At 57.1% G+C, this 15,234-nt stretch carries 15 protein-coding genes and 1 pseudogene; 8 read left to right on the forward strand and 8 right to left on the reverse strand.

Features of this window, described 5'->3' with window-relative positions:
* The first annotated feature begins 187 nt into the window (after positions 1 to 187).
* On the forward strand, positions 188 to 1,087 hold the full coding sequence (lpxO, locus tag FBY04_RS19455; protein ID WP_084321612.1) for a lipid A hydroxylase LpxO: 900 nt from the start codon (positions 188 to 190) through the stop codon (positions 1,085 to 1,087).
* 146 nt (positions 1,088 to 1,233) lie between these two features.
* On the opposite strand, the gene FBY04_RS19460 is transcribed toward lpxO, so the two are convergent.
* Positions 1,234 to 2,106: a Ku protein gene (locus tag FBY04_RS19460; protein WP_145316327.1), complete on the reverse strand. Its 873-nt coding sequence runs from the start codon at positions 2,104 to 2,106 to the stop codon at positions 1,234 to 1,236.
* Between the two features lie 186 nt (positions 2,107 to 2,292).
* Between FBY04_RS19460 and FBY04_RS19465 the strand changes: the two genes are divergently transcribed.
* Positions 2,293 to 2,640 carry a hypothetical protein gene (locus tag FBY04_RS19465; protein WP_145316329.1) on the forward strand — a complete coding sequence of 116 codons (348 nt, stop codon included), beginning with the start codon at positions 2,293 to 2,295 and terminating at the stop codon, positions 2,638 to 2,640.
* A 51-nt stretch (positions 2,641 to 2,691) separates the two neighbouring features.
* Entirely contained in the window at positions 2,692 to 3,843 is a 1,152-nt protein-coding gene (locus FBY04_RS19470; RefSeq protein ID WP_145316331.1) for a PQQ-dependent sugar dehydrogenase, read from the forward strand.
* Between the two features lie 116 nt (positions 3,844 to 3,959).
* Here the strand turns inward: FBY04_RS19470 and rimI are convergent, their stop codons facing one another.
* Complete coding sequence (gene rimI / locus FBY04_RS19475; RefSeq protein ID WP_145316333.1) at positions 3,960 to 5,063, reverse strand: ribosomal protein S18-alanine N-acetyltransferase; 1,104 nt, start codon at positions 5,061 to 5,063, stop codon at positions 3,960 to 3,962.
* 92 nt (positions 5,064 to 5,155) lie between these two features.
* Here rimI and FBY04_RS19480 point away from each other — a divergent pair, with 92 nt between their 5' ends.
* Together FBY04_RS19480 and FBY04_RS19485 are read left to right on the forward strand one after the other, a co-directional pair.
* The gene (locus FBY04_RS19480; protein WP_145316335.1) at positions 5,156 to 6,730 is read left to right on the forward strand and encodes a RimK family protein; all 1,575 of its coding nucleotides are present in this window, start codon (positions 5,156 to 5,158) and stop codon (positions 6,728 to 6,730) included.
* A 7-nt stretch (positions 6,731 to 6,737) separates the two neighbouring features.
* Positions 6,738 to 7,661, forward strand: a complete 924-nt coding sequence (locus tag FBY04_RS19485; protein ID WP_145316337.1) for a magnesium transporter CorA family protein — start codon at positions 6,738 to 6,740, stop codon at positions 7,659 to 7,661.
* A 139-nt stretch (positions 7,662 to 7,800) separates the two neighbouring features.
* On the opposite strand, the gene FBY04_RS19490 is transcribed toward FBY04_RS19485, so the two are convergent.
* Positions 7,801 to 8,136 carry a DUF2834 domain-containing protein gene (locus FBY04_RS19490; RefSeq protein WP_145316339.1) on the reverse strand — a complete coding sequence of 112 codons (336 nt, stop codon included), beginning with the start codon at positions 8,134 to 8,136 and terminating at the stop codon, positions 7,801 to 7,803.
* A 340-nt stretch (positions 8,137 to 8,476) separates the two neighbouring features.
* On the opposite strand from FBY04_RS19490, the pseudogene ilvA reads away from it, so the two are divergent.
* Positions 8,477 to 9,472 (forward strand): annotated as a pseudogene (ilvA, locus tag FBY04_RS19495) (threonine ammonia-lyase, biosynthetic); the annotation flags it as partial.
* Positions 9,473 to 9,634: 162 nt separating this feature from the next.
* Here the strand turns inward: ilvA and eco are convergent.
* Positions 9,635 to 10,117, reverse strand: a complete 483-nt coding sequence (eco, locus tag FBY04_RS19500) for a serine protease inhibitor ecotin (protein ID WP_145316343.1) — start codon at positions 10,115 to 10,117, stop codon at positions 9,635 to 9,637.
* 306 nt (positions 10,118 to 10,423) lie between these two features.
* Between eco and FBY04_RS19505 the strand changes: the two genes are divergently transcribed.
* Complete coding sequence (locus FBY04_RS19505) at positions 10,424 to 10,693, forward strand: DUF1652 domain-containing protein (RefSeq protein WP_084321622.1); 270 nt, start codon at positions 10,424 to 10,426, stop codon at positions 10,691 to 10,693.
* A 59-nt stretch (positions 10,694 to 10,752) separates the two neighbouring features.
* On the opposite strand, the gene FBY04_RS19510 is transcribed toward FBY04_RS19505, so the two are convergent.
* Entirely contained in the window at positions 10,753 to 11,019 is a 267-nt protein-coding gene (locus tag FBY04_RS19510; protein WP_084321623.1) for a DUF2790 domain-containing protein, read from the reverse strand.
* Positions 11,020 to 11,528: 509 nt separating this feature from the next.
* Between FBY04_RS19510 and FBY04_RS19515 the strand changes: the two genes are divergently transcribed.
* A complete protein-coding gene (locus tag FBY04_RS19515) occupies positions 11,529 to 11,825 on the forward strand; it encodes a hypothetical protein (RefSeq protein WP_145316345.1) in 297 nt (98 codons plus the stop codon).
* Positions 11,826 to 11,928: 103 nt separating this feature from the next.
* Here the strand turns inward: FBY04_RS19515 and FBY04_RS19520 are convergent, their stop codons facing one another.
* The 3 genes from FBY04_RS19520 to tssI are packed head-to-tail and all read right to left on the reverse strand — an operon-like array spanning position 11,929 to position 15,216.
* Entirely contained in the window at positions 11,929 to 12,462 is a 534-nt protein-coding gene (locus tag FBY04_RS19520) for a hypothetical protein (RefSeq protein WP_145316347.1), read from the reverse strand.
* Positions 12,459 to 13,019 carry a transglycosylase SLT domain-containing protein gene (locus FBY04_RS19525; protein WP_145316349.1) on the reverse strand — a complete coding sequence of 187 codons (561 nt, stop codon included), beginning with the start codon at positions 13,017 to 13,019 and terminating at the stop codon, positions 12,459 to 12,461. The genes FBY04_RS19520 and FBY04_RS19525 overlap by 4 nt, the downstream gene beginning before the upstream one ends.
* A gap of 1 nt (position 13,020) precedes the next feature.
* Entirely contained in the window at positions 13,021 to 15,216 is a 2,196-nt protein-coding gene (tssI, locus tag FBY04_RS19530; RefSeq protein ID WP_145316351.1) for a type VI secretion system tip protein VgrG, read from the reverse strand.
* Positions 15,217 to 15,234: the final 18 nt, after the last annotated feature.

Raw genomic sequence — 15,234 nt, forward strand, 5'->3', positions numbered from 1 at the left:
ACTTGAACGCTAACTATTTGTTACAAACAGTGGCTAAAATGCCATCTTTGAACCTGCCGCCGGTCACCGCAATGCTCAAGGACGCGGCTCAGGGACAATATTTCGTATTCAGACGCTGCACAAAGATCCCAGGGCCACAGGGCTGGCAAGGACGCAGTTTGTTCACTTCTGACGTGTGACGATTCCCGTGAAACTCATCATTGCTGCTGTTTATGTTGTATCGATTGCGTACGTTCACCTGCGCGGTCGCGTGCGCCATAAGCTGGGCCGACAACTCAGCGATCATTCGACGTTTCTCGCGCCGATCAATTGCTTCTTGTACCTGTTCTCGAAAATCCCCAACAAGCCCTACCTCGATCCGGCCGAATTCCCGGACCTGAGCCCGTTGCAGACCCATTGGGAAGAAATCCGCGCCGAAGGTCAGAACTTGCTGAAGGCTGGTGAGATCAAGCGTTCCAACCAATACGACGACGTCGGCTTCAACTCGTTCTTCAAGACCGGCTGGAAGCGCTTCTACCTCAAGTGGTATGGCGACAGTCATCCCTCGGCGATGAAGCTCTGCCCGCGCACCACCGAGCTGGTGCAGAGCATCGGTTCGATCAAGGCCGCGATGTTCGCCGAACTGCCACCCGGTTCGAAACTGGTGCGCCACCGCGATCCGTATGCCGGTTCTTACCGTTATCACCTGGGCCTGGAAACGCCGAACGACGCTGGCTGCTACATCAACGTCGATGGCGAGAATTATCACTGGCGCGACGGTGAAGCGGTGATGTTCGATGAAACCTTCATTCATTACGCTGAAAACACCACGCAGCAGAACCGCATCATTCTGTTCTGCGACGTCGAGCGGCCGATGAAGTACCGCTGGGCGGCGGCGTTCAACGGCTGGTTCAGCCGTAACGTGATGTCGGCGGCGGGCGCGCCGAACGATGCCGGCGACAAGACGGGCGGTATCAATCGTCTGTTCGCCAAAATCTACAAAATTCGCCTGCGCGGCAAAGCGCTGAAGAAGCGCAACCGCAAGCTGTATTACCTGGAGAAGTGGGCGATTTTTGCCGGGTTGCTGGCGTTTTTTGTCTGGGTCTGATTTCTGCGTCGCCGCGTATTGCGCCATCGCGAGCAAGCCCGCTCCCACATTTGATCTGTGTCGTTCGCAGGACCAATGTGGGGGCGGGCTTGCTCGCGATGGGGCCGGCACAATCACCGCACAACAGATGAATGCATCACTATCCGTCAACCACTGGAGCGCTTGGTGGCTTTTTTCGCCGCCGCCGGTTTCTCCGCTGCCTTCGGTTTCGCAGCCGTCTTCCCGCCAGCCTTGCCCCCCAAACTGCGTTTAAGCAACTCGGTCAAATCAATAACATCTGCCGTCTTGCGCTCTTCCTCGCCCGTCGCCGTCTCGACATCCTCAATCTTCCCTTCATTCGCTTTCTTCTCGACCAGCGCCATGATCTTGTCTTCGAAACTGTCGCGATAATCGTCCGGGCTCCAGTCGCCGCTCATGTCCTCCACCAGACGCTTGGCCATGTCCAGTTCACCCTTGGCCAACTCCGGTTTGGTCACCTCGCTGCCCAGTTCCAGCGTGTCGAGGCTGCGGACTTCCGCTGGCCAGCGCAGCATCACCAGCACCATCGCCGAGTCCAGTGGCATCAGCGCGGCCAAATACTGGCGGGTGTGCAAAACGACATGGGCGAGGGCGACCTTGTTGGTTTTGCTCAGGGTTTCGCGCAGCAACGCATAGACTTTGCCACCGCGTTTGTCCGGCGCGAGGTAGTAGGGCGTGTCGATGTTTTGCAGAGGAATCTGTTCGGCGTCGACAAAGGAAAAGATATCAATGGTTTGCGTGGATAACGGGTGCGCCGACTTGATCTCTTCCTCACTGAGCACCACGTAGCGACCCTTTTCATACTGCACACCCTTGACGATGTTCTCCTTGGTCACTTCCTTGCCGGTGACCTTGTTTACGCGCTTGTAGCCCACCGGCTCCATGCTGCGGCTGTCGAGCCAGTCGAAATCCACCCCTTGCGAAGACGTCGCCGAGACCAGCGCCACAGGGATATGCACCAGCCCAAAACTGATTGCGCCTTTCCAGATTGCCCGTGCCATGGTCGTCTACTCGCGAGTGATGATCAGGTGACCCGTGGCCCGGCGCAAAAGTTTCAGCCGCGTGTGGCCCTGGCCCGCCGGGGGATCAACTTCGTGTTACATCTTGCCGGGGAGGTTTTGGTTAACAAATCCGAACCCTGGGCGTAGCGTGCTATCGAAGGTTGTAATCACGTAGAGAGGTCGCCCATGAACCGATTAGCGCTTGGCATCATCGCGATGGCATTGAGTGGCGTGCTGAGCAATTCGGCCCTGGCTGACGTCCCGTCGTCTCTGCTGTTGGCCCAAAGTCCGACGGGCGCCGCCAGCAATCCCTACAACAGCCCGATTCGCAAGGCCAACCCCAACAGCATGCAAGGCACGCAGCCCAGCGCTCCGGTCATTCGCGGGCCCAACACTGTGCCGGTTCCGCGGCCGCCAACGCTGGACAACGGCGGCATCGGCAACCGCTATCCCCAGGATCGGTCGGTGCCCGCCAGCCCGCCGAAATTCATCCCCAATCCGCCCCACCAAGACGCAGACACCAGCAACCGTTGAGTGGCAGGACGTCAATCCTGCCAGCCATTCTGACGACAAAAGGAATCGTGAATGTTGCGAACATCCCTCCTGGCCACAGTCTGTGCCAGCGCATTGATCACCGTCGCGGCGCCTGTTCTTGCCGCGTCCGTACAAGAACTGAAAAGCGAGCAGGGCACCCTTGAGGTGACGACGATCGTCAAGGGGCTGGACCATCCGTGGGCCTTGGCTTTTCTGCCTGACAGACAAGGGATGCTGGTGACCGAACGGCCCGGCAACCTGCGGGTGATCAGCGCCGATGGCAAACGCTCTGCACCACTCAGTGGCGTACCGCAAGTCTGGGCCAAGGGTCAGGGCGGTCTGCTGGATGTGGTGCTGTCGCCCGACTTCCAGCAGGACCGCACCGTTTATCTGTCCTATGCCGAAGGTGGGGGTGAGGGCGGCAAGGCCGGTACGGCGGTCGGTCGCGGGCAGTTGTCCGAAGACCTGACCACCCTCAGGAATTTCAAAGTGATCTTCCGTCAGGAACCGAAGCTTTCGGTCGGCAATCACTTCGGATCGCGCCTGGTGTTCGACCGCGATGGCTATCTGTTCATCACCCTTGGCGAGAACAACGACCGGCCTACGGCCCAGGATCTGGACAAGCTGCAGGGCAAGGTTGTACGCATCTACCCGGACGGCAAGGTGCCCGACGACAACCCCTTTGTCGGTCAGTCCGGCGTACGCCCGGAAATCTGGTCCTACGGCCAGCGTAACCCGCAAGGTGCGGCGCTCAATCCCTGGACCGGCGTGCTGTGGGAAAACGAGCATGGCCCACTAGGGGGGGACGAGGTCAACATCATCGAGCGCGGCAAGAATTACGGTTGGCCGCTGGCAACCCATGGCATCAACTACTCCGGCCAGCCGATTCCGGAAGCCAGGGGCAAGACCGCCGAAGGCGCCGTCCCGCCGCGACACGTCTGGGAAAAATCCCCTGGCCTGAGCGGCATGGCGTTCTACGATGCGGACCGCTTCAAGCCTTGGCAGCACAACGTGTTTATCGGTGCACTGGTCACTCAGGAGCTGATTCGCCTGCAGTTCGACGGCGACAGAGTGGTTCACGAAGAGCGCTTGATGGGCGAACTCAACAAACGCATTCGCGACGTGCGGCAGGGGCCGGACGGGTATTTGTATGTGCTCACCGATGAGGACGATGGGGCTCTGTACAAGATTGGCCTGAAGTAAAAAATCATATACCGCTTTCGCGAGCAATCCCGCTCCCACATTGGCTCTGTGAACGACACAAATCAAATGTGGGAGCGGGCTTGCTCGCGAAAGCATAGGTAGATTCACCACAAAATTCAGTGATTAACCCGGGCATACAGAATCACCGCCGCCCGCAACTTGCCCCGCCCGAAACTGCACATCTTCTCGAATTCCCCGTGGCTCACCGGCAAATGCTGGCAGTCCATGGGCTGACGATGCTGGCTATGGTCGACATCCGGATCGTGCAGGTAGACAAACTCTTCATCGCAATCGGTGACGACCACCCAGTGTGGCGATTTGGAACGGGTCAGCCGATAACTGCTGATCAGCACCAGCGGCTGCCCGCCATCGGCCAATAATCGCGGCAAGTCCAATGGCCCGCCGAGCACCTGTTCGACGTCAGTGGCGTTCAACTGGGCCGCGAATTCATCGTGCACCAGGCGCATGACGTCTTTTTTATGCTCATCACGCACGCCATCGAGAAACAACGGCCCCGCCATGCTCACTTGCAAGCGCACGCGGAACCCACGCCGCGCTGCCGCCAATGCGAGGCCTTGAGGGCTGCAGCCGCCGTGGCCCGAGGTCATGAACACGGTGGTCGCCTCGCGCCAGATCTGCAGTTCTTCGCGGCGCTCCAGCACGCGGTCGGCGTGCAAGGCGCCCATGGCCATCAACAGGCACGCCGGGCCGCAGGTGAAATCGGTGGTCTGCGCATACCACGGCACCTTGATGCTGCGCGCATCGCGATGCTGAAGGATGCGTTTCTCCAGGCGCAGCGCATCGGCATGGTCCTGGTAATAATCGTGAATCAGTGCGAAACGCCGATAACCGTTGCGCTCATACAGGGCAATTGCCGTGGGGTTGTCGATGCGCACTTCCAGCCGCAAGTAAGCGCAGTCATGCTCAAGGGCACATGCCTCGATGTGTTCGAGCAATTGTTTGCCGAGCCCGTTACCGCGCGCCTGTTCAGCGATGGCAATCGAGTAGAGCCGCGCCAGCGACGTGCCTCGGTGAAACAGCACCACCGCGTAACCCAGCAATTGCCCGTCGCGTTCAGCCACCAGCAGCTGTCCGTGCGCCCGGGTGATCATCCATTGAAAACTGCGGCTGGTGAGCCGGTCCGTGGTGAAGCATTGCTGTTCGAGTGCAAGCAACGCGGGTAAGTCTTCAACTACCGCCAAGCGAAAGACAGGATTCATATGACCGCCGTAAAAGTTGCGTAACGAAACGGGACTTTCGAAAAAGTTCGTGCTTAATAGGAAAGGTCTTGTTCTCCAACGGATCAATCACTATGTCAGCGGTACAGGGTCATTGGCGCGAAGTATCCGAGCAAACTTTGCCGGCGGCAACTTTTTTAAATGAAACGGTTAGAACTTCCAGCCAGTTGATTATCATCGTCGAACGCAAGGAAGACTGGGCTTCCTACTTCCCCAGTGAAGACATTGTCACGGCTCAGGAATACCTCGAGCAGACCCGCGACAGCGAGCAGGGCAAACGGGTCCAGGTGATCAACCTGTGCCGCAGCTACAAGTACCTGGGGCACGGTTATTACTGCTCGTTGTTGGCCGAGGCGCGGGGGCACAAGGTCATTCCGTCGGTGCGGACCATCAGTGAACTGACCAAGAAATCCCTGTACGGCCTGGCCCTCGATGACTTGGACAAACCGCTGGAAAAAGCCCTGAGCAATCATCTTTACAGCGATACCGAAGGCTTCACGCTGACACTTTACTTTGGCAGGACCAATATCGAACCGTTGCAGGATCTGGCGCGTCAGTTATTTGAAGTCTTTCCGTGTCCGATATTATTGGTTGAATTCCGTCGAACTAACGGCTGGCACATTGAAGGTGTCAAATCGGGTGCGCTGCACAAGTTGCGCGAAGATCAGGAAGATCATTTTGCAAACTCGCTGGACAGTTTCAGTCGCAAGATCTGGCGCATGCCACGTTCGCGACGATTGGCCCGCTATGACCTGGCAATCCTGCACGATCCGCAGGAAGTGCTGCCGCCGCCCAACCCCAAGGCCCTGGACAATTTCGTCCGCGTCGGCAAGACATTGGGCATCGACGTGGAGCTGATCGAGCGCAAGGACTACGCGCGCATCGCCGAATACGACGGCCTGCTGATCCGCGAAACCACCAGTGTCGACAACCATACCTACCGTTTCGCCAAGAAAGCCGAGAGCGAAGGGCTGGTGGTGATGGACGATCCGGCGTCGATCCTGCGCTGCACCAACAAGGTCTACCTGACCGACCTGCTCAAAAGCCATCAGCTGGGCATGCCCGCCACCGAAATCCTCTACAAGGAGCGACCGGAAGACTTCGAGCGGGTCGGTGAACGTCTGGGCTTTCCGCTGGTATTGAAGATCCCCGACGGTTGTTTCTCTCGCGGTGTGATCAAGGTCGAAAGCCAGCAAGCCTTGCTCGAGGCGACGGCCGAACTGTTCGAACATTCGGTGTTGCTGTTGGCTCAGGAGTTTTTCTACACCGAGTACGACTGGCGCATTGGCGTGCTTAACCGCAAACCGATCTTTGCCTGCCAATACTTCATGTCCAAGGGCCACTGGCAGATCTACAACCACAAGGCCAAGGGTCAGGACATCAACGGCGAATGCCGCACGCTGGCGGTCCATGAAGCGCCCCGCGCAGTCGTGGAACTGGCGGTGAAAACCGCCAACCTCATTGGCGACGGCCTCTACGGCGTCGACCTCAAACAGTCCGGCGACAAGGTGGTGGTGATCGAGGTCAACGACAACCCGAACATGGACGCTGGCATCGAAGACGCCTACTTGCAGGACGATTTGTACTCGCTGGTACTGGAAGAGTTTGTCCGGCGCCTGGAACTGAAACGTCGCGGCCAGGCCTGGTGACCGGCCGATGATCAAGAGCTTTCAACTGACCCACGGCGTGCTGCATGCGGTCGAACGGCTGGACGCCGAGGTGATGCTGTTCAGCAACCCCGATGCCGCCGAGCGCGACTTGCTGCACAGCCATTTCAAGCTCGATGAACACGCGCTGGCCTCGGCGCTGGACCCGGACGAGGTGTCGCGTATCGAGTTTCACCCCGATAATTTGTTCCTGATCTGGAAGCGTCCGGAAAACTATTCCGGCGCCGACAGCCTGGCGTTCGAAGTGTCGTCTTGCGGTTTGCTCTTTTGTGCGCAGCGTTTGCTGGTGATCGCCACCGACGATTCGCCGTTGCATGGGCTCGGCACCCGTCAGAAGTTGAACACGCCACTGGATGTATTGCTCGACCTGCTGTTCAACAACATCCATCACTACCTCGGCCATCTGAAGGTGATCAAGCTGGCCGCGCGGGAGTTGCAGCAGAAATTCAACGCTTCGATGCAGAACCAGCATCTGATCCAGATGTTCAACCTCAGCGAAAGCCTGATCTATTACATCAACGCGATTCACAGCAACGGCGCGGTCCTGACCCGGCTGCGCAACCACGCGGAAAAACAGCGCTTCAGCGCCGAGGCCATCGGCCTGATCGACGACCTGATCATCGAAAACAACCAGTGCTACAAACAGGCGGAAATCTACTCCACGGTGTTCTCCGGGCTGATCGATGCCCGGGGCAACCTGATGAACAACAGCATGAACAACCTGCTGCGCAAACTGACACTGATCAACGTGGTGTTCCTGCCGTTGAACCTCATTGCGAGCATTGGTGGTATGTCCGAGTTCAGCATGATGACGGCGGGTACGCCGTGGTGGGTTTCGTATCCGTTGTTTCTGACGGCGATGATGCTGGGGGCGGGGGTGATGGTGCTGGGGCTCAGGCGGTTGGCGAAATAGATGCATTGGCTGACAGGCCGCCTTCGCCAGCAAGCCGGCTCCTACAAATCGTCCATCACGATCAATGAACAGGCACACGCAACCTTGTAGGAGCCGGCTTGCTGGCGATGGCGATCTCAACAGCATCACATATCTTTGATCAGACCTCTTGCGAGACGCTGACGGTTTTTTTCCGATCCTGCCACCCACGAACCACGAGATACAACAACGGCCCAACCGACACAAAAACCGCAGTAAGCAAAAGATAGGGAATGACGGACAATGCCGACCGCCCACGCTTGCGCGCATCGCTGTACATCCACACCCCGGCCAGCGTCGCCAACAGATAAAGATCTATCACCACCTGCGCCGTATCAGGCCGCGACATCAGGCTGATGCCAAATTCAATCAACGACTGTTCGGCCTGGAGCATCACCGAAACGGTGTAGCCAGCAAAGGCGAGCAGGGCAATCAGGGGCAGGGCGACAGACTTCATGGTTTCCTTCCTTGGACAATCAGCAGAATCCCGAGCCTACAGAAGCCGCCGGAAATTGACCATTGACTTGCCCTCCATGCCCGGCTAATTTCCAGCCATGACTTCCACCGTATTGCGCTGCCAGCCAAGCATTATTACCGCCATTCCTCATTTGGCGGGCTAGCTCACGACTGCAGCACCCAACCCGCCCTAGAGGCGGGTTTTTACTTTCTGTCTCCAGGGTTTTAAACCAACACACACGGCGTAGGAGCTGCCGAAGGCTGCGATCTTTTGATCTTTAAAAGCAAAGATCGCAGCCTTCGGCAGCTCCTACGTCGACCGTGTACAACAGGAGACGACCATGGATAGCACACCCGCCCAGCAAACCCTGCTGGAGCAATACGTCAAAAAGATCCTTGCTGCGCCCGTGTACGAACTGGCGGTGCGCACGCCGTTGCAAGCAGCGCCGGCGCTGTCCGAAGCTCTGGGCAACCAGATCCTGTTGAAGCGCGAGGATTTGCAGCCGACCTTTTCCTTCAAGATCCGCGGCGCCTACAACAAACTGGTGCAACTGAGCGATGAGCAAAAGGCCCGCGGCGTGATCACAGCCTCCGCCGGCAATCATGCTCAAGGCGTGGCGCTGGCAGCACGTGAGTTGGGGATTGCCGCGACCATCGTCATGCCCGCCACAACGCCGGAATTGAAGGTGCTCGGGGTCCGCAGCCGGGGCGCCGATGCCGTGCTGCACGGGGAGAGTTTTCCGTTTGCCCTGGCGTACGCCTTGAAACTGGCCGAACAAAGCGGTCGCACCTTCGTCTCGCCGTTCGACGACCCGGACGTGATCGCGGGGCAGGGCACCGTCGCCATGGAAATCCTTCGTCAGCACCAAGGCACGCTCGACGCGATCTTCGTGCCGGTGGGCGGTGGCGGCCTGATCGCGGGCATCGCCGCGTACGTCAAATACCTGCGGCCTGAAATCCGTATCATCGGCGTCGAGTCGGAACATTCCGCGTGTCTGTTGGCCGCCCTACAGGCCGACGAGCGTATCGTCCTGCCGAACGTAGGCACATTCGCCGATGGCGTCGCCGTGGCGCAGATCGGCGCTCATGGTTTCGAAGTCTGCCGGTTTTGCGTCGACGAGGTGCTGACTGTCAGCAATGACGAACTCTGCGCCGCGATCAAGAACATCTACGACGATACCCGCTCGATCACCGAACCTTCCGGCGCGTTGGCCGTGGCGGGCATCAAAAAGTACGTGGCGCAGACGGGCGTGCGTGGTCAAACGTTGGTGGCCATCGATTCCGGCGCCAACATCAACTTCGACAGCTTGCGCCATGTCGCCGAACGCGCCGCATTGAGCGGCGCCCCGGCGTGAGCGGACGCAGGAGGCCAAGCAATCACCCAATCCCCTGTGTGGGAGCGGGCTTGCTCGCGAAGGCGGTGTATCAGTCAACAGAAATGCAGGCTGACACACCGCCTTCGCGAGCCAGCCTGCTCCCACAGGTTTTGCATTTGATGGTTATTCCTGAACAGCCTTTTCGACCTTGCTGGACGCCGACCAGACCCGATAACGGACCTCAACATCCTTGGGCACATAAAGCACGATCGGCAGCTTGCTGTTGTAGCGCAGCCTGAAACCATCACCGACCACCGGGACGAATGCCTGACTGCTTTTGCCATCGGGGCAGGCCATCAGCGTGCTCATCGGGCCGATCACTTTTTCCAGACGGTAAAACGGGTAACCCCAGCCCTCGAGATTCTTCTCCTCGAGCATGCCGCTCAGGCGCTGTCGATTGCAGTCCACGTCCAGGGTTTTGCCGGCGAGAATCTCGACCTGGTAGCTGTCTTCCTGCTTCTGTGGCGCCAGGTGAATGACCTGGCGGGTGATCCCGCTTTCGGCTTTGGGGAAGGGCGCGACGTCTTCGAGTTTCGCGGCTTGAACGGCGGTCGAAAGCCCGGCAACTATCAGCCCGACGGTAGTGATGCAGGTCAATGAACCCATGATGCCTCCTTGCGTGTGAGTAGCGTCAGCAGATACTGAGTGAGCGGGGCGCAATTTTTACTGCCAATGATGGCCAATGCAAACCCGGACTCATCAGGTTGCAATTTGCAGGAACGAGAAGCGGGTTTCTTGCAGATTGCATGGGCCTGTTTACTTGAAGACACATTAAACCCTTGATTTGCCGATGAGCTGCACGGCGAAATTCAAGGCATGTTTTATGCTGTAGCTGGTCCTGAAGCTGACCGCGAATTTATTGAGTCGGCATTGATCGCTGATTGGCAATCTCACAATAAGGAGAGGGTCGCCATGTTTCTTTCTGCCTTGGAACTCCGCAACATCGTAGAAAGCAGTTTTCTGCCGAAACGTTGTCAATGCACGCTGTCGCCGGACCTGAAAATGACCGTCAAGGTGTATTCGGACGGTGAAACCGATCAAGTAGAACTATTGAAAACAGGCATTGATGCCAATTCGCTCAATGGATGTCGGGAAATACAAGACCTGATCAGTGTTTTGCGCTCCGACATGGAGCATCAGGCCAACACCCAGCCGCTGCACCCTGACCGGCAAACGCATTAACACGCCGTCGTCAGATCCGGGTCTGGCCAGGAAGCCAGACCCGCGGTCGTCGTTTTCGATCAACTCTGATAACTGCACGCATCGGACAGTTTGCGATACGTGATCTCTGCAGGTTTGCCTGACTCATCGATGTACTTCATCTCCGCCGTGATGACTTTGCATTCCAGGGTCGAGGGTTCGGTCAGCGAAATCACCTTGGCTACGTGAAGCGGCATCCCGTATTTATAAGGTACGGCTTGCGAGGAAGGGGTGTCGTTGGCTTGGGCCAGCCCGGTAAACCCGGTGCAGGCGAGGGCGGCGGTAACCAGCAAAGTGCGCATGTTCATGAGCGTTCTCCAGTGCAGACGGAAGTCAGCTCGACATAACGGGCGTCGAGCCTGCCGCACTGGGCGTCAGAAAGAACCTGAGGGCGTGCGGTCCAGTAAAGTCTTGGACCGCAGCGTTAAGCGATGGTTAACCGGGCTGAATGCCGTCTGTCGTGAGGGGTGATTCTGTCAGGCGTTTCGTTGGGGTAAGAATCTTCGGTAGGTTCGGCTTCGTCCTACAAGAGAAAGGGCTTGGTCTTCTTTCGTCGTTTGGATCGAAGCACTTACTCTTCGGCATCGCTGCAAAATCAGCGAACAGGTTTGGTCACCTGATAACACTTGTACATAGATGTGCGATCATTCGCGCCACGGACTTCTACGTCTAGTAGTGCGTTGCAATGGTGGCTGTGTGCAGGACGCCTTTTTGGGCGAGCCGTTTGTGTGTTGCCGGTTGACCAAGCCTGTACATAGCCGCCTCCATCGTTTGGTCACGGTGCTGGCGATTACTAGTTAACACTCGAGTAATAACTATGCATACGTTAAATCCGTTCCCCGATCGCTACCGTTCAATCAAAAGCAGCATCACCGCCTCATCCCCCTTGGTCATCGACACCGAAGCCAACCCCCAAGACATCCTCGAAGCCGCCCTCCAGCGCATCCGCGCCTCCAGTGATTTACTGGAAACGCTCCATATTCAATGTTTCAAAGACGGCGACGTGCAAGACATTCCGCACATCACCCACGCGCTTTATCTGCTGACGCAGGACGGTTGCGATTTACTCAAGGTTGCGCAACAACGGATGCTGAGCTGGAAGGCGTTTACCTGACCCCGCACAAACGCAGAATCCAGCCCGGTAGGGCTGGATTTCTTAAGGAACGATGATGCCAGATCTCGACCCAAAAGGGTTCGGAAGTACTGCGAGTGGTTGCTTACTTCAGGCGTACGACCTTAAATCCACGCCCGTTTGGTACGACATTACTGCCCGTTGCCTCATTCGGTTGGCCTTTACCCGATAAATAGTCATAAACCAGAAATTTTGTAGAAACCTCATTACCGATATTTGGAATGACTAGCCGCATCTGCTTTTGCCCGAGGTAGAGGTAACGCGGCAAGGCTTTCTCGGCAAAATTTATTCTCTCGACTGTATGACTGATCGGGTTTTTTCGTAAGACGACGCCTTTCAAATAGGGTGAGCCGTAGTTTATCGCAAATACCAAACTGGAAGAGGCGCATTTGGCTAAAGCTATCTCTCCCAAAAAATCAGAATCAAGCATGTCTGTAAATGCGGTTTCTATTTTTTGATCGAGTTCGATGAACAGGCGCTGGCCCTCCGGGGTTGGCTCAGCCAACAAAGATATCCGCGTTCCGTCAGCCAAGGGGCAGCTGAGAATTGATTTGCTCGGTTGCGCATAGGCGGAAGTCCCGAGCAACGCTGCGATCAAACAGAACCATGCCTTCTTCACTTTAATGTATCCCTCAGCACTTGCATTGAATCAGGGTTAGCTGCGAGCTTTGTCGCGCAAGCACTTATTTTTTTGTAATAGACCCCATTAGAAAGACCGCGATACTTTTTGTACGCTTCCTCAATAGAACTGGATATGTCTATCCAGTACTGCATGTATTCGGTGCCGAGCTGGATATTTTTGGCTTCGTTAAAAATTTCGGCGCTGGCGTGGAATGCCTTGCCGTCAGCGAATGCTGCTTTGGTTTGGTCGTCATTTGGCGTACGGCCAAGCTCTTTCTTTTTTCGATATTTGTAGACTTGTTGCACCGCCTGCATCTGCATTTGCATCAGGCCTCGAGCATTGTGGCCCGCACCGGCATTAGCATCGAAACGGGACTCCATATAAATCTGGCAAATAACAGTGTTGGTATCGATCGTGGACTTGTTATTTGCTTCAACAAGCTTTCTGATCTCTTTCAACCGCTGGCTATCATCAACCATCACTGAAGCTGGCTTTTTATCAGCCACCGGAGTCAACGCTTTTTGACTCGTGGCCAAAGGTTTGTGTTTAGGCATGTCAGGCGTCCCAATTCGGATTAATTGGAGGGATATCGTCATAAACCTCAATTACAGCCAGTTCTGCTTCTGTGCTTTTGACTTTGGCTGTCCGCCCTTCATCGTTGGTACGCCCTGCCAGACTTTTCCCTGAGGAGGTTTTGATCACGTATGGAAAATTTTTCAACGGTAAACCTGTGTTTTGATCAGTAATCAGAAAATCCAGATCGTGGTCTGTTTTTTCCGGAACTGTTTTTCGGTCCAGAAGTTGTCCTGCATTTGCGATCGCGGCTGCTAACGGGATTGATGGAATCAATGCTTGTATACCGGACCCAGCCCCCGGCGCACCACCCGAGTTGGCTTTCACCTCCGCACCGCTAATGGTCACTCCACCCGCATCGACCTTGACGAAGCTCCCGCCAGCCTTCGCTGTCAGCTCCATCCCGCCTTCAACCACCACTTTGTTCCCCGCGTGGTAGTGAATCTCTTCACCGGCTTCAACAAACTGCGCCGTTCCCACCTTCACATGCTGGGTGACACCAACAGTCAGGTGATCATCCGCCCGCGCTTCGGTTTTGCGATCCAGGTGCGTGATCCGATGCTCTTCAACCTTGAACTCGCTGAAAACCTTGGCTTCAACCGTGTCATGCCGCTCGTTGCCGATACGGATTTTCTGGTCGTGCTCGATGTTTTCATCCCAGTCGCGCTGGGCGTGCAGGTAGATCTGTTCCGCACCTTTTTTGTCTTCGATGCGAAATTCGTTGTAGCCCTTGCCGCCCGGGGAGCTGAGAGTCTTGAAGGTGCTGCGGGTTTTGTTCGCCGGCAGGTCGTAGGGGACGACGTTTTCCTTGTGATAGAGGCAGCCGGTGATCAGCGGTTGGTCGGGATCGCCTTCGAGGAAGGTAATCAGCACTTCCATGCCGACGCGCGGAATGGCGATGCCACCGTAGGCGCTGCCGGCCCAGCCGGTGGCGACGCGTAGCCAGCAGCTGGTGTTGTCGTTGGCCTGGCCGTCGCGGTCCCAGTGGAATTGCACTTTGACGCGGCCGTATTCGTCGCAGTGGATTTCTTCACCCGGTGGACCGGTGACGATGGCGGTCTGGCTGCCGAGGACTTGCGGTTTCGGGTGTTCGAGGGCAGGGCGGTAGTGCGCGTCCCACGGCGTGGCGAGGAAGCGGTTGCGGTAGCCCTGATGGAAGTCGTCTTTGTTCTGGGTGACGTCGCTGGTGACGTTTTCGCCGAGCACCTGCGGCTGTTTGCCTTCGTGGACCACTTCCAGCAGCAGCCAGAGGTCGTTCCATTCGGCGCGCGGGTGTTCGCTCAGGGCCATGAAGTGGCCGCTGGCCAACGTCGGCTGATCGCCTTTGCCTTCCGCGAGTTTGTAGTCGCTGCGGTGGCGTTCGAGGGCGCGGGTTGCCAGTTGTTTGCCACGGGCGCGGTCGGTGAAACGGCCGGGATAATCGTAGTCTTCCAGATCAGGCGCGAACGCGCTGGAAGCGGTGCCTTCGGGGAGGATGCGGGGTTTTTCGAAATCGTAATCGCGGCGGCTGACGCGGGTGGTGCGGGTTTCCAGGCGCAGGTTGAAGCGCTTGATCACCGGTTTCTCGGCGGCCATGCCCGAGTCTTGCTGATAGGCCACGGGCGCGAGTTTGCGAAATACCGTCTGGTCGTCGCCAAACACCAGTTTGTGGCCGCTGCTGCTGTGCTGGAAATGGAAGTGGATGCCTTCTTCTTCGCACAGGCGCTGGATGAAATGCAGGTCGGATTCGTCGTACTGCACGCAGTAGACGCGTTCCGGGTAGATGGCGCCGAGCTGGAAGCTGTAGGCGTCGGCGAGGATCCCTCGCGCTTCGAGAACCTCGGCGATGATCTTCGGCACCGTCAAGTGCTGGAAGATCTGCTGGTCATGGTTATGTCGCAGGTACGCCAGTTGCGGCACCAGGCTGATGCTGTAGCGGGTCAGGCTTTTGCCGGAGTCGCCTTGCTCGATGCGGTAAACCAGCCCGTGAATGATGCCTTCGCCGGTGGCGCCGAAGGTCAGGCAGCCGCGCTTGTGCAGCAATTCTTCGAGTTTCAGGTCGGGGCGGGTGCTAACCAGTTCGATGTCAAAACAGAAGGGCTGATTGAGGGCTTCGCGACCGACGAAACTGAGTACTTGAAGGTCAACGGAAACGCCTTCCAGCGTGAGGGAAATATGGGTTGCGTTCGCGTCCAGCATGCCTTGAATTCCGTCCTT

It is taken from the genome of Pseudomonas sp. SJZ080, from assembly GCF_007828295.1.
Taxonomy (GTDB): Bacteria; Pseudomonadota; Gammaproteobacteria; order Pseudomonadales; family Pseudomonadaceae; genus Aquipseudomonas; species Aquipseudomonas migulae_A.

Excerpts from the sequence above, each read along its gene's own strand:
- FBY04_RS19460 (WP_145316327.1), bottom strand. The coding sequence starts at position 2,106 with ATGGCACGGGCAATCTGGAAAGGCGCAATCAGTTTTGGGCTGGTGCAT.
- FBY04_RS19465 (WP_145316329.1), top strand. The coding sequence starts at position 2,293 with ATGAACCGATTAGCGCTTGGCATCATCGCGATGGCATTGAGTGGCGTG.
- FBY04_RS19470 (WP_145316331.1), top strand. The coding sequence starts at position 2,692 with ATGTTGCGAACATCCCTCCTGGCCACAGTCTGTGCCAGCGCATTGATC.
- rimI (WP_145316333.1), bottom strand. The coding sequence starts at position 5,063 with ATGAATCCTGTCTTTCGCTTGGCGGTAGTTGAAGACTTACCCGCGTTG.
- FBY04_RS19480 (WP_145316335.1), top strand. The coding sequence starts at position 5,156 with ATGTCAGCGGTACAGGGTCATTGGCGCGAAGTATCCGAGCAAACTTTG.
- FBY04_RS19485 (WP_145316337.1), top strand. The coding sequence starts at position 6,738 with ATGATCAAGAGCTTTCAACTGACCCACGGCGTGCTGCATGCGGTCGAA.
- FBY04_RS19490 (WP_145316339.1), bottom strand. The coding sequence starts at position 8,136 with ATGAAGTCTGTCGCCCTGCCCCTGATTGCCCTGCTCGCCTTTGCTGGC.
- eco (WP_145316343.1), bottom strand. The coding sequence starts at position 10,117 with ATGGGTTCATTGACCTGCATCACTACCGTCGGGCTGATAGTTGCCGGG.
- FBY04_RS19505 (WP_084321622.1), top strand. The coding sequence starts at position 10,424 with ATGTTTCTTTCTGCCTTGGAACTCCGCAACATCGTAGAAAGCAGTTTT.
- FBY04_RS19510 (WP_084321623.1), bottom strand. The coding sequence starts at position 11,019 with ATGAACATGCGCACTTTGCTGGTTACCGCCGCCCTCGCCTGCACCGGG.
- FBY04_RS19515 (WP_145316345.1), top strand. The coding sequence starts at position 11,529 with ATGCATACGTTAAATCCGTTCCCCGATCGCTACCGTTCAATCAAAAGC.
- FBY04_RS19525 (WP_145316349.1), bottom strand. The coding sequence starts at position 13,019 with ATGCCTAAACACAAACCTTTGGCCACGAGTCAAAAAGCGTTGACTCCG.
- tssI (WP_145316351.1), bottom strand. The coding sequence starts at position 15,216 with ATGCTGGACGCGAACGCAACCCATATTTCCCTCACGCTGGAAGGCGTT.